Below are 13,735 nucleotides of genomic sequence, written 5' to 3' on the forward strand. Positions count from 1 at the left end.
CCAGCAAGACATGCGATCGCGGTGTGCGCTCGGCCCTCGTCTCGACGCCTCCGGCATTCTCTTCCAATGACCCATTCCCGTATTGCCGACCTGTTCCGCGAGCACCCGAAAGCTGGGGTTTGCGAGCTGACCCATGGCCGTGCGATGCACTGGCTCCTGCCCTGGCCGATGCCCGTTTGGGCGGAGGACGGCCAGTCATTCGAGGCATTGCTGGCGCGTCGGCACCAGCGCTTGGTCAGAGTGACGTTGTCCACGGACGAGTTGGTGTGCGTGCCGGCCTTTGCCCATGGCGGCATATCCAGTGGCCATATCGGCCCATCGTTCTGTAGCGGTACGGCGTTGCCCTTGCTACTGGCCCGATTCCACCGCGCCAGCGCGTCCCACTGATCCTCAGGTTTTTAGAACAAATGAATCAAGCTTCGCTTTCCGCCCTCATCTGGTCCGTCGCCGACCTGCTGCGCGGTGACTACAAACAATCCGAATACGGCCGGGTGATCCTGCCGTTCACCGTGCTGCGACGGCTGGATTGCGTGTTGCAGCCAACCCGGAAAGCGGTGCTGGCCGAGTTCGAGGCCAAGACCAGGGCCGGCCTCAACCCCGATCCGTTCCTGCTGCGCAAGGCGAAGCAGTCGTTCTACAACACGTCGGCACTCGATCTGCCCACCTTGGTGGGCGATCAGGACCACATCCGCCAGAACCTCTACACGTACGTACAGGCGTTCTCGCCCGCGGTACGAGAAATCTTCGAGCGCTTCGATTTCTTCACCCAGGTCGAGCGTTTGGCCAAGGCCAACCTGCTGTACCTGGTCACCGAGAAATTCGCCAACATCAACCTGCATCCGCACGAAGTCGACAACGCGCAGATGGGCCTGGTGTTCGAGGAGCTGATCCGCAAGTTCGCGGAAATCTCCAACGAAACCGCCGGCGAGCACTTCACCCCGCGCGAAGTGATCCGGCTGATGGTCAACCTGATCTTCATCGAGGACGACGACGTGCTCGAGCCCGGCAATGCCGTGGTGCGCACCATCTACGATCCGACGGCCGGGACGGGCGGCATGCTCTCGGTCGCCGCCGAGCACCTGTTGCAGCACAATCCGGCGGCCAAACTCGTGCTGTACGGGCAGGAGTTGAACGACGAGTCCTACGCCATCTGCAAGGCCGACATGCTGATCCGCGGCCAGGACGTGGCCAACATCGTCGCCGGCAACACGCTCAGCGAGGACGGCCACGGCGGCCAGAAGTTCGACTACATGCTGTCCAACCCGCCGTTCGGCGTGGAGTGGAAGAAGGTCGAGAAAGCCGTGCGCAGGGAGCACGAGGAGAAAGGCTTCGACGGCCGTTTCGGCCCCGGCCTGCCGCGCGTGTCCGACGGTTCCATGCTGTTCCTGATGCACCTGCTGGCCAAGATGCGGCCGGCCATCGACGGCGGCAGCCGCTTCGGCATCGTCCTCAACGGCTCGCCGCTGTTCACCGGCGGCGCCGGCAGCGGCGAAAGCGAAATCCGCCGCTACGTGCTGGAGAACGACCTGGTCGAAGCCATCATCGGCCTGCCCACCGACATGTTCTACAACACCGGCATCGCCACCTACGTGTGGATCATCTCCAACAAGAAACCCGCCGACCGCAAGGGCTTTGTGCAACTGATCGATGCCGGCAGCTTCTGGCAGAAGATGCGCAAGAGCCTCGGCAGCAAGCGCAAGGAGATGAGCGACGACCACATCGCCACCATCACCCGATTGTTCGGCGACTTCGCCGAAGCTGAACTGGCCACCGTCTTCGACGCCGCCGGCAAGGAAACCGGCCGCCAAGTGATCGCCGCCGCCGAATTCGCTCCCGAACCACCCGCCGGTGGCAAGGTGAAGGTCGCGCCGATCGCGCGCATCTTCAGGAACGAGGACTTCGGCTACACCACGATCACCGTCGAACGCCCGCTGCGCGACGAGGCCGGCAAGGTCGTGCTGGGCCAGAAAGGCAAGCTCAAAGGCAAGCCGCAGCCGGACAGTTCACTTCGCGACACCGAGAACGTCCCCTTGAACGAGGACATCAAGGCCTACTTCAAGCGCGAGGTGCTGCCGCACGCGCCCGACGCATGGATCGACGAAGCGAAGAGCAAGGTCGGCTACGAGATCCCGTTCAACCGCCACTTCTACGTGTTTGAGCCACCGCGGGATTTGCACACCATCGACCAAGAACTGAAGGGCGTGTCGGCGCGGATCATGGCGATGCTGGGGGAGTTGGCGGAATGAGTTTGCCTGCAACGACCAGCACACCCCACCGTCATTCCCGCGAAGGCGGGAATCCAGTGAGCCAGCCATGACGCGTGAACTCCACCCAGCCGTATACATCATGGCCAGCGCCCGCAACGGCACGCTCTATATCGGCGTCACCTCCAACCTGGTGCAGCGCGTCTGGCAGCACCGGGAAGGCGTCGTTGAAGGATTTACCCACCGATACCGGATCAAGACACTCGTCTGGTACGAACAACACGACACCATGGAAAGCGCGATCACCCGCGAGAAAGCCCTGAAAAAGTGGAACCGCGACTGGAAGCTGCGTCTGATCGAGGCGTCCAACCCGGATTGGCGCGATCTGTGGCCCGAAATCGTCGGTGACGAAGCGCCTCATTCCTCGCAGCCCCCTGCTCGTCATTCCCGCGAAGGCGGGAATCCAGAACGCGACCAACCATCAATCCCTCAAGCACTGGATTCCCGCCTTCGCGGGAATGACGGAGAGGCACCATGAGCCTGCCGCGGTATGCGCAGTACAAGGACAGTGGCGTGGCTTGGCCGGGCGACGTGCCGGCCCATTGGAGCGTCAGCAAGGTAAAAACGGTCATCAAAGCGATCGATTCCGGCGTAAGCGTCAACGCAGTTGACACACCGGCGGCTGATGGATCGGCCGGCGTGCTGAAAACCAGCTGCGTGTATGACGGCACGTTTCGTTTCGAAGAGAACAAGGCTGTGCTCGAAGAGGAGCTGAGCCGCGTTGCATGCGCTGTCGAAAAAGACACTGTCATCGTTAGTCGCATGAACACGCCGGCCTTGGTCGGTGCAGCCGGCTTGGTCAAGGAGAATCGGCCTAATATCTATCTTCCCGATCGTCTTTGGCAGATTCATTTTCATAACTGTGTACCCAGTTTCGTGCACTACTGGACGCTGAGCCCGGTCTATCGACATCAAGTGGAGATTGCGTGTGCCGGCACCAGCTCAAGCATGCAGAATCTAGGGCAAGATCAGTTCAAGAGTTTTTGGATTCCGCTGCCGACGCTAGATGAGCAATCCGCCATCGCCGCCTTCCTCGACCGCGAGACCGGCAAGATCGATGCGCTGATTGCCGAGCAGGAAAAGCTGCTGACGCTGCTGGCCGAAAAGCGCCAGGCCACGATTTCTCACGCCGTCACCCGCGGCCTCAACCCCAACGCTCCAATGAAAGACTCCGGCGTGTCGTGGCTGGGCGAAGTGCCGGCGCATTGGCGCGTTACGCGTCTCAAGTTCGTTGCATCTGTGCAGACTGGGATCGCGAAAGGCAAGGACAATCAAGGGAAGGAGACCATCACGGTTCCTTATCTGCGTGTCGCCAATGTTCAGGACGGTCATCTCGCATTGGAGCAGGTCACGACGATCGATATCGAACCAGAGCAGCTCGACAGATATCGCCTTCAGGTTGGCGACGTGCTAATGAACGAAGGTGGGGACTTTGACAAGCTTGGGCGTGGTGCCATCTGGGGTGGTGAAATCGAAGACTGCATTCATCAAAACCACGTCTTTGCCGTGCGACCGCATGCAGTCAGTCCGCAGTGGCTCAATCAGATCACCAGTTCGCAGTACGCCCAGTTCCACTTCATGGGGAGATCCAAGCAGAGCACCAATCTTGCCTCGATCTCGTCCACGAACGTCATGGAGCTTCCCATCCTGTTTCCGCCACACGAAGAGCAAGCGGCGGTTCTCGCTTTCGTTGAATGTGAGAATGCGAGACTCGATGCGCTTCATGATGCTTCCACTCGGGCCATTTCGCTTCTCAAGGAACGCCGCAGCGCTCTGATCGCTGCTGCCGTCACCGGCAAGATCGACGTGCGAGGGGCGATGGAGGCGCAGGATGATCCGCATTGAAGATTTCGTGGCCGACGGAGTAATACCGGACATCGCCTATCGCACGGCAGAGTCGCCCGAGGAGGTGATTCATCCTCGTGTGGATGTCCGCGATGGGATGCTCACTTTCTATTCGCATAAAGAACGTCATGAGTCCCATCGCGGCTATGTGCTCGTTTCGGATTTTCTTGAACGCTTAGCCCAAGGAGAGGTAGGGCTTGCCATTACTGGAAATCGGCCAAGCAACGGCTTGCGCACCACGATCACATTCGACAGAGTTGATCGCATCACTATTTCGCCTCGTCTGGAGCAATTCCTTGCCGAGTTGCGTGCAACGGGGCGTGTTGCGGATACCGATGTGACCAATGCTCGTCAAGCAGTGTTTGATGTCGAAGCGCGACGCTTCCTCGACGGGTTTATGGCGTCCGACAACCCTCAATTCGTCTACTGGTTGCCGCGTTATACGCAAACCTTGGCGCGAGTGCGTGAGGCTTTGTCCCGGAAAGCACCCGAGGATCTGTTCGATCTCATCTGGAAATCCCGCGACAATGCGGTGAGCAATGCCGGGCAGGGTGTCATGGGTTTTGCGGTCGCCGACCGGCTGCGTGGAAGGTTGATTGAAGTGATCGGAAACATCGCTGCCGATGGCAGTCCTGCCACTTTCGGCGCGATCATTGACCGATTCGAGCAGTGGCGCGTGCAGGGTGAACTGGCCAGTGTGCCAAGGTTGCTGGTGGCGCGTGCATTCGCTGCGGTTCATCCAGAGCGATACCACACGACAGTAGATGCATCCAAACAGGAACGCATTGTTCCGTGGTTTGCTGAACACACGGGGTTTGTCGCACCGGAAGGCGGCTGGGCTGCGAAGGCGGCCGCGTTGTCAAACCATCTCGCACGGTGTGGTGTCTTTGGCGGCGATCTCGAACGGCAGAACATGTTTCCGTGGTTCGTGTTCGAGCAGTTGAGGGGGGCAAACGGAAAGGTTCCTTTCCGGCCCGGACATACGTCAAAGCTAGCAACGGGCGATGCGCGTGGTTCTCCGGAAGGCCGGGAAATCGACTACCGTCACAATGTCATCCAGGATTGCTTGTTCGAACTTCTGTGTGCCCGCCATGGCGAGGACGCTGTGGGCACCGAGCGTCCGACTGGGACCGGTGGCCGTGCGGACGCTTTGGTGTGTCTACCCGATGGCCGTTTCGAGTTATACGAGATCAAGCCGGCTCCGACCGCAGCCGATGCGGTACGTCAAGCCATGGGGCAACTGTTGGAATACGCCTACCGTCGTGGCGGATTGCAACCCGTGTCCATGCATGTCGTATCTGATGCCCCACTCGATGAAATCACTAGCGAGTTTCTGTCGCACCTGAGATCCGAGTTCGCGTTACCAATCGAATACCTGCAGATCGCCTGTGAAAATGGAGATGAGCGATGAGAGAAAATTCATGAGCGATATCCAGTTGTTCCGCCTGACCGGCAGCGATGCGGTGGAACTGTCCGGCCGCGCCGCATCAGTCGAAAAGCAGTTGCAGTCCCTGATCGAAGCGCAGATGCCGACTTTCCTCGGCGTGCGTTTCCTCGCCAGCGAATACGCCACCGGCAAGACGCATCGCGGCCGCATCGACTCGCTGGGCCTGGACGAGAACGGTTGCCCGGTGATCATCGAGTACAAACGTCACAGCAACGAGAACGTGATGAGCCAGGGCCTGTTCTACCTGGACTGGTTGCTCGATCACCGCGCCGAATTCCAGTGGTTGGTAATGGAGAAGCTGGGCAAGGACGTGGCCAACGAGATCGACTGGACTGGCACCCGGCTGCTGTGCATCGCGGCCGACTTTACCCGCTACGACCAGCACGCCGTGCAGCAGATTCCACGCAATATTGAACTGATCCGCTACAAGCTGTTCGGCGATGATTTGCTGCTGCTCGATCTGGTCAATGCGGTGACGGTGGACGACGCCACCACGGTGAAAGAGAAGCACGTGGACGGAACCACGGCCATCAAGACAAAGCCCGTCGGCAAGGACAAGACCGCCGAGGAGCAGTTGGAACAGGCGCATCCGGAAATCCGTGCACTGTATGAAGCCGTCTCCAGCCAGTTGCTCGCGCTCGGCGACGACGTGCAGGAAAAGCACCTGAAACTGTATGTCGCCTTCCGCCGCCTGAAGAACTTCGCCTGCGTGATTCCATACAAGGACAAGCTGCTGGTCATGCTCAAGCTGGACCCTGACACGGTTGCGCTGGAAGCGGGCTTCAGCCGCGACGTGCGCAACATCGGCACCTGGGGCACGGGCGATCTCGAACTGTGCCTGCGAACCATGGCTGATTTTGAACGGGCAAAGCCACTGATTGAACGCAGCTACGGCGAGAGCTGAGGGCCTGGATGAACTTGAGCGGACGCACTGCCTGACGTAGGTTGGGGTGAGCGCAGCGATGCCCAACATGGTTTGCGGCACGGCGAAAATGTTGGGGTTCGCAAGCTCACCCCAACCTACCCAGCCGCGCCTGCGCAACCGGGCCGGCCTGCAACGTGCGTTGCCGTTGCTGGAACGCAGTTACGGCGAGGGCTGAGCATGACGTTTTGGAATAGTCCGGAGGGGGCAAGATGACCGTCGAACGTCAGTTGATACGCGATCTGGCGGCGACTTTGCGCGCCCAGGTCGCCGGGTTGGTGGTGAAGGATCTCGAAGAGATGCTGGAGGGCCTCAGCGACGACTCCGGCCTGGCGAACGTGTGGGAGGAGTTTTGCGTCCAGGTTCAGGGCGAGCACTCTTTCTTCTGGGAAACGTATCTGGAGATTGTCGAAGACTTCGTCGTCGGCCATATCGATGAACTTCCATTGGCCATGCAACGGGTGCTGTCGATGGGCACTGACGTTGGAGATGGATGGCTGGATGATCCGGAGGAGGGCGGCGTCGTACCGATCTTCGCCGACGATGTGGCGGTGATGTTGTCGAGTGACGTGCTTGCGTTGGCGGCCGACTTTGAGAGCCCATCCATTGAGCGCTACAAGGCGCGTGGGTACGAAGGGGATTGAGTCGGGAGCGGAACCCAATTCAGTGATTGCCGGTACTGATTTGCAGGCGGTCGACATTCGCCTCACGGCTTGCTTACTAGCCCGGCTATTGCGATATCCGCAATTCGCGAATTGCGAATATCGAGCCCGTAGGTTGGGGTGAGCGAAGCGATGCCCAACATGACTTGCGGCGCGGCAAAAATGTTGGGGTTCGCAAGCTCACCCCTACCTACCCGGCTGCAGTTCGCTCGATATTGCAGAGTGTTGCCGATTTGGCTACATTCGTCGCCTAATGAGCAACACAACGGCACTGATGGATCTGCTCTTCCCCGCCACCCGGCAACGGGTGCTGGCGCAGTTGCTGCTGAATCCGGATGAGAGTTTCCATTTGCGCGAGCTCGCCCGACTGACCGGCAGTCACGCGGGCACCGTAGGGCGTGAACTGGAAAAACTGGTGAGCGTTGGCTTGCTGCTGCGTACCGAGCAAGGCAATCAGGTGCGCTACCAGGCCGATGCACAGTGTCCATTGTTTGCTGAACTCACGGCCATGTTCCGCAAGACCCTTGGCATGGTGCCGGTGCTGCGTGAGGCATTGCTGCCGCTGGTGGGTAATATCAACGTGGCTCTGGTGTTCGGCTCGATGGCACGCGGCACGCAGTCGGCCGGTAGCGACATCGACCTGCTGGTGATTGGCGAGGTGCGGTTTGCCGAGCTGGCGCAGGCCTTGTATCCGGCGCAACAGGCGTTGCAGCGAGAGATCAATCCGGTGCTGTATGCACCGACTGAGTTTCGGCGACGGGCAGGCGAGGGTGATGCTTTCATCCGCCAGTTTCTGGACAAGCCCAATGTGTTCCTGAGGGGGGGTAAGGATGACCTTGCAAAACTTGCTGGCGATCAAACGCCTGCTGGCGCACGCGCCTGACGGCGCGGCGGTGCGCAAGCTGCTGGCGGCGGCGCAACGCAATCTGACGGATGCACGTGTGGCGGCCATCAGCACCGACAACCGCTTCGACGCGGCCTACAAGTGCGTGATGCAATGCGCGATGCTGGGTCTGTGGGCCAGCGGCTATCGCACCGCGACCAGCCAGCCGGGCCATCACCAGACCGCGATCCAGTGCCTGACCCTGACCATGGGCGTGCCGACGCCTACCGTGATTGTGTTGGATGCGTTGCGCAAACAACGCAATCTCAGTGACTACGAAGGCGATCCGATTTCCGAGGCGACACTGGCGTCGTGTCTGGACGAGGGCAGCAAGTTGCTGGCGCATACCGAGCAATGGCTGCACGACAACCATGCCGATTTGCTGGGTGAGGCATGAACCTGCACAAGGAAGTCCATTTCGAGCAGGCCATCGTCGAGCATCTGGCCGCCAACGGCTGGCTCTACGCCGAAGGTGACGCTGAGCATTACGACCACACGCATGGCCTGTATCTGCCCGACCTGCAGGCCTGGATCGAGGCGACCCAGCCGGACAGCTGGCAGCGCCTGAGCAAGACCCACGGCCCGGCCGCCGCCGAACGCATTGCCGAGCGCGTACGCAAGAACCTCAACGAGCGCGGCACGCTGGAGGTGTTGCGCCGGGGCGTGGAGATGCTGGGGTTGAAGCAGCCGTTGTCGCTGGTGCAGTTCAAGCCGGCGCTGGCGATCAATCCGCTGATCCTTCAGCACTACGCGGCGAACCGGTTGCGCGTGGTGCGGCAGGTGCGGCATTCGCCGAACAACACCAAGGATGCGCTGGACCTGGTGCTGTTCGTCAACGGCATCGCGGTGGCCACGGCCGAGCTGAAATCCGATTTCACCCAGAGCGTGGGCGATGCGGTGGACCAGTACCGCTTCGACCGTCACCCGCAGCCCAGGGGCGGACAATTGGAACCGCTACTGGGGTTTCCCGGTGGCGCGCTGGTGCATTTCGCGGTGAGCCAGGCCGAGGTGATGATGACCACGCGGTTGGCCGGACCAGCGACGCGCTTTCTGCCGTTCAACCGCGGCGATCACGGCGCGGCCGGCAATGCGCCGAACCCGGACGGATTTGCCACGGCGTATCTGTGGCAAGAGGTGTGGGCGCGCGACAGCTGGCTGGAAATTCTCGGCCGCTACCTGATCGGCAAGCGCGACGACAAGAAGCAGCTCACCAGTGTGATCTTTCCGCGCTACCACCAGCTCGACGCCACGCGGAAGCTGGTGGCCGACGTGCTGGCCGAGGGCGCGGGGCAGCGCTACCTGATCCAGCATTCGGCCGGTTCGGGCAAGACCAATTCGATCGCCTGGAGCGCGCACTTCCTGGCCGACCTGCACGATGCGCAGCACAAGAAAATGTTCGACAGCGTGCTGGTGGTATCCGACCGCAACGTGCTGGATGCGCAATTGCAGGAAGCCATCTTCGACTTCGAGCGCACCACCGGCGTGGTGGAAACCATCACCAGCGAGCACGGCAGCAAGAGTGCGCAACTCGGCCAGGCGCTGAAGGATGGCAAGAAGATCATCGTCTGCACCATCCAGACCTTTCCGTTCGCGCTGCAGGCGGTGCAGGAGCTGGCCGCCACCGAGGGCAAGCGCTTCGCGGTGATCGCCGACGAGGCACACAGCTCGCAGACCGGCGAGGCGGCGGCCAAGCTCAAGCAGCTGCTGAGTGCCGAGGAATGGGCGGAGCTGCAGGACGGCGGCGAGATTGATACCGAAGCCATGCTGGCTGCCGGCATGGCGGCGCGTGCGGGTGGCAACAGGGGCCTGACCTACGTGGCGTTCACCGCCACGCCCAAGCAGAAGACGCTGGAGCTGTTCGGCCGCCCCGGTGCGGATGGCCTGCCGCAGCCGTTTCACGTGTATTCGATGCGCCAGGCGATCGAGGAAGGTTTCATCCTCGACGTGCTGAAGAACTACACGCCGTACAAGCTCGCCTTCAGACTGGCCCACGATGGCAAGGAGTACGACGAGGCGCAGGTGGAACGCAGCGCGGCGATGAAGGGGATCATGCAGTGGGTGCGCCTGCATCCCTACAACATCGCCTCCAAGGTGCAGATCGTGGTGGAGCACTACCGCGAGAACGTGCAGCCGCTGCTGGATGGCAAGGCCAAGGCGATGGTGGTGGTCGGCAGCCGCAAGGAGGCGGTGCGCTGGCAGAAGGCGATCCGCGCCTACATCGCCCGGCAAAACTATCCGCTGGGCGTGCTGGTGGCGTTCTCCGGCGAAGTGAATGACCCGGACAGCTATCCGCAGGCGGTCACCGAGACCAGCGCCGACCTCAACCCCGGCCTCAAGGGTCGCGACATCCGCGAAGCATTTGCACGGCCCGACTACCACCTGTTGCTGGTGGCCAACAAGTTCCAGACCGGCTTCGACCAGCCGTTGCTGTGCGGCATGTACGTGGACAAGATGCTGGGCGGCATCCAGGCGGTGCAGACGCTGTCGCGTTTGAACCGGGCGCACCCGGGCAAGGACACCACGTACATTCTCGACTTCGTCAATGACGCCGGCGAGATCCTCAAGGCGTTCAAGACCTATTACGACACCGTCGCGCTGGAAGCGAACACCGATCCGCACCTGGTCTACGACCTGCGCCAGAAGCTGGATGCCAGCGGTCATTACGACGATTTCGAAGTGGAACGCGTGGCCAAGGTGGAAACCGACCCGCGCGGAACCCAGGCCCAGTTGAGCGCCGCGATCGCGCCGGTGGCCAATCGTCTGCTCCAGCGCTACAAGGCGGCGCAACAGGCGCAGGCCACCGCGCTGGTCGCCGGCGACGACAAGGCGGCCGAGTCGAACAAGGACGCGCTCGATGCGCTGGCATTGTTCAAGAGCGACATGGGGAGCTACGTGCGCCTCTATGCGTTTCTTTCGCAGGTGTTCGATTACGGCAACACCGACATCGAGAAGCGCTTCGTGTTCTACAAGCGCCTGAGTCCGCTGCTTGAATTTGGCCGTGAACGCGACACCGTGGATTTGTCCAAGGTGGTGCTGACCCATCACACGCTGCGCAGCGCCGGGCGCCAGCCACTCGGCCTGAACGGTGACGGCAGCTACAAGCTGCCGCCGATGGATGCGGTCGGCAGTGGCTCGGTGCAGGAAAAGCAGCAGGCCTATCTGGCCGAGATCATCCAGAAGGTCAACGGGCTGTTCGAGGGACAGCTGACTGACGACGACCAGCTGGTCTACGTCAACGGCGTGCTCAAGGGCAAGCTGCTGGAGAACGAGACCCTGGTGCAGCAGGCCGGCAACAACAGCAAGGAGCAGTTCGCCAACTCGCCCGATCTGAAGAACGCGCTGATGAACGCGATCATGGATGCGCTGGATGCCCACTCCAGCATGAGCTCGCAGGCGCTGGGCTCCGAGCGGGTGCGCGATGGGTTGAAGGACATCTTGTTGGGCCCGGCGCAGTTGTACGAAGCCTTGCGCGTGAAGGCGCAGCAGGCAGCCATCCGCTGACGCCAACGCAGGGCCCGCCACATCAAAAGCATCAACCCGCTGACTTGCGGATCAGCGTGATCTTCCCGTTCGGCTCCAGTCGCGCCAGCACCACGTTGGACTCGTCCTCCAGCCCATGTGCATGCAGCGCGCGATCGAATTCGGTGTCGGCCACGTCGCATCGCCGCAGCGCCCGGGAATCGCGGTGGCCATCGCGCGCCAGGATGCTTGGCCGACCCTCGATCCAGCGATTGAAGCCGTGCCAGCGCGCGCTGATCCAGCCGATGATCTTGTTCAAGGCAAGGATGCTGGCCACAGCGATCAGCGGTCCCAGCAGCGAATGATCCTCGCCGATGATCGCCGTGCGCAGCAAGCCGCCCACCACCATCAGCACCACGATGTCGAACGCGGCCATGTCGCCGAACGCACGTTTGCCTGACAGCCGCAACAACAGCAACACGATCAAGTAGACGGCCACGCCGCGCAGTGTGAATGCCCACCACGGCATCGCAAGATCGAAAAGGCCTTTCATGGTTGCTCTCCCGTTTTTCCAGTGGTGGAAACCATGTGATGCCACGGCGCGCGTGGAGAGGCGGTACATGTTTGCCGCCGTGGTGGCGTGCGACGCGATCGTCCCGCTCGGTCCGGTGCGTGCGAAGCCCGGCATCGCATTCGCCCGGCAGGCGCGCTGATCGTCGGGGCCTTGCGGTTGAACGTCCACTTCCCGCGGCCGGCGTGTCACGCTGGCGATATCCACCGGCGCCAACAGGGGAAATCATGTCACTGACACCGCAAGCGCTGGAGCATGTCCATGCCATCCTGGCCCAGGCGGACGCCAAGCTGGACCAGTTGCGCCACATTGAGCCGTACCTGATCGATCTGTCGCTGCGGGAGAACCCGGTAGGCTCGAACCTGGGCCAGACGCTGGCGGACAAGTTGGCGATCCTGCCGAAGCTGCGTGAGTTCGGTTTCCGGAATATCTCGCTCGGCACGCTCGATTACGCGATGCCGGACGAGCTGGAAGTCGACGATGATTTCATGCAGCACCTGCGCGACCAGCAGGCCGACATGACCGGCTGCTTCGCGTTTACCGCGATGGGCATCCAGTCGGCCGATGGCACGTTCACGCCCGATCCGTCGCAGCTCAAGCTGCGTGCCTACGGCGTGCCCAACACGATGCACGAGATCTCCATCACCAAGGCGGGCAGGGGCACGCAGTACGACCTGGAGACCTTGCGCCGCAGCCTGCCGGCGAGCATCGACTGGCTGTGCCGGAACATCCGCGGTGAGGGCGGCAAGCAGCCGCGCATTCTGGTCAACATTGTCGATGGCTGCGATGCCTTCGCCGAATGTCCCGATGTGACCTGTTCCATCCTCGACCTGCTGGCAGGACTGCCGATCGAGGGCGTCTCTTTCGAGGATGACCGCGGCAGCTTCCTGCCGTTCCAGGTCGGCGCCTATGTGGCGGCGGCGCGCAGCCTGTTGCCGCCGCCAATGAAATTGCTGGTGCATATCCATGCCGGCGCCGGTTTCGAGAATGCCTCGGTGATCGAGGCGCTGCTCCATGGCGCCGACGGTATCTGGGGCGGGCTGCCCAAGCGCGCGGCGATCATCGGCCATGCCTCGCTGGGCGAACTGATCGCCAACCTGGCGCGCGTGGGCAATCCGCATGTGCAGGATTACCAGTTGGACCAGCTATTGCCGTTGGCGACCGGGCTGCAGGAGCTGGACGACCTGAAGCCGGTGCCCGACGACCTGCCGGTGCTGGGCCACAACGCGTATCGCCTCACGCTGAGTTCGTTCAGGCAGATCCCGGGTCGCTTCATGGACCTGGCGCCGCGGGCGATCGGTGGCGATTACGGTTATCGCGTCTGTCCGGTGGTCAGCGATCCGGTGGTGATCGCGGGCCGGCTGGCGGAAGTGACCGGACGGCCGGCGAGCGATTTCCCCGAGGAGATCACCCGGCAGATGATCCGGCTGATGCGCCGCGATTTGCGCGCCGGCGAGCGCATTGACTATGACGAGCCGCAGCAGCTGCTGGCGTTGCTGGCTCGCGCCGAACAGTCCTGAGGAGTACTTTAAGGCGACGCTGATCAAGTATCGCCGCCGTCACCCACCCTCTCTGTTCGCAAACCACAGGCCCGTCGGCGAAGGCAGACTGGCCGTCTGCCGAGGCGGCGGGCCGAAGGTGTGCGGACAGAGAGGATGGGCCTCAACCGATGGAATTTGAAA

The 13,735-nt window shown here is 61.8% G+C and carries 12 protein-coding genes; 11 read left to right on the top strand and 1 reads right to left on the bottom strand.

Going from position 1 to position 13,735, the window contains the following annotated elements:
- Nucleotides 1-407: 407 nt before the first annotated feature.
- The 10 genes from UU9_RS10500 to UU9_RS10540 all read left to right on the top strand — a co-directional run bounded on the left by UU9_RS10500 (nt 408) and on the right by UU9_RS10540 (nt 11,524).
- A complete protein-coding gene (locus UU9_RS10500; RefSeq protein ID WP_007081734.1) occupies nt 408-2,246 on the top strand; it encodes a type I restriction-modification system subunit M in 1,839 nt (612 codons plus the stop codon).
- 67 nt (nt 2,247-2,313) lie between these two features.
- Entirely contained in the window at nt 2,314-2,742 is a 429-nt protein-coding gene (locus tag UU9_RS10505) for a GIY-YIG nuclease family protein (protein WP_007081735.1), read from the top strand.
- The gene (locus tag UU9_RS10510; protein WP_007081736.1) at nt 2,739-4,109 is read left to right on the top strand and encodes a restriction endonuclease subunit S; all 1,371 of its coding nucleotides are present in this window, start codon (nt 2,739-2,741) and stop codon (nt 4,107-4,109) included. The genes UU9_RS10505 and UU9_RS10510 overlap by 4 nt, the downstream gene beginning before the upstream one ends.
- Nucleotides 4,096-5,520, top strand: coding sequence for a hypothetical protein (locus UU9_RS10515; protein ID WP_007081737.1), 1,425 nt, complete (start codon nt 4,096-4,098; stop codon nt 5,518-5,520). Before UU9_RS10510 ends, UU9_RS10515 begins: the two co-directional genes overlap by 14 nt.
- A complete protein-coding gene (locus UU9_RS10520) occupies nt 5,510-6,460 on the top strand; it encodes a DUF5655 domain-containing protein (RefSeq protein ID WP_237710270.1) in 951 nt (316 codons plus the stop codon). Before UU9_RS10515 ends, UU9_RS10520 begins: the two co-directional genes overlap by 11 nt.
- A gap of 58 nt (nt 6,461-6,518) precedes the next feature.
- Nucleotides 6,519-6,656 (top strand): hypothetical protein, encoded by a 138-nt coding sequence (locus UU9_RS17935; protein WP_156804262.1) that lies wholly within the window; start codon nt 6,519-6,521, stop codon nt 6,654-6,656.
- Between the two features lie 34 nt (nt 6,657-6,690).
- A complete protein-coding gene (locus UU9_RS10525) occupies nt 6,691-7,122 on the top strand; it encodes a hypothetical protein (protein ID WP_007081739.1) in 432 nt (143 codons plus the stop codon).
- 292 nt (nt 7,123-7,414) lie between these two features.
- Nucleotides 7,415-8,023 (top strand): nucleotidyltransferase domain-containing protein, encoded by a 609-nt coding sequence (locus UU9_RS10530; protein ID WP_237710271.1) that lies wholly within the window; start codon nt 7,415-7,417, stop codon nt 8,021-8,023.
- Nucleotides 7,971-8,420: a hypothetical protein gene (locus tag UU9_RS10535; RefSeq protein WP_040670803.1), complete on the top strand. Its 450-nt coding sequence runs from the start codon at nt 7,971-7,973 to the stop codon at nt 8,418-8,420. The genes UU9_RS10530 and UU9_RS10535 overlap by 53 nt, the downstream gene beginning before the upstream one ends.
- Nucleotides 8,417-11,524, top strand: a complete 3,108-nt coding sequence (locus tag UU9_RS10540) for a type I restriction endonuclease subunit R (protein ID WP_007081742.1) — start codon at nt 8,417-8,419, stop codon at nt 11,522-11,524. The genes UU9_RS10535 and UU9_RS10540 overlap by 4 nt, the downstream gene beginning before the upstream one ends.
- Nucleotides 11,525-11,555: 31 nt before the next feature.
- On the opposite strand, the gene UU9_RS10545 is transcribed toward UU9_RS10540, so the two are convergent.
- A complete protein-coding gene (locus tag UU9_RS10545; protein ID WP_007081743.1) occupies nt 11,556-12,035 on the bottom strand; it encodes a DUF421 domain-containing protein in 480 nt (159 codons plus the stop codon).
- A 245-nt stretch (nt 12,036-12,280) separates the two neighbouring features.
- Here UU9_RS10545 and UU9_RS10550 point away from each other — a divergent pair, with 245 nt between their 5' ends.
- Nucleotides 12,281-13,573 (top strand): beta/alpha barrel domain-containing protein, encoded by a 1,293-nt coding sequence (locus UU9_RS10550; protein ID WP_007081744.1) that lies wholly within the window; start codon nt 12,281-12,283, stop codon nt 13,571-13,573.
- Nucleotides 13,574-13,735: the final 162 nt, after the last annotated feature.

Origin of the sequence: Rhodanobacter fulvus Jip2, assembly GCF_000264315.1 — a bacterium.
Lineage (GTDB): Bacteria > Pseudomonadota > Gammaproteobacteria > Xanthomonadales > Rhodanobacteraceae > Rhodanobacter > Rhodanobacter fulvus.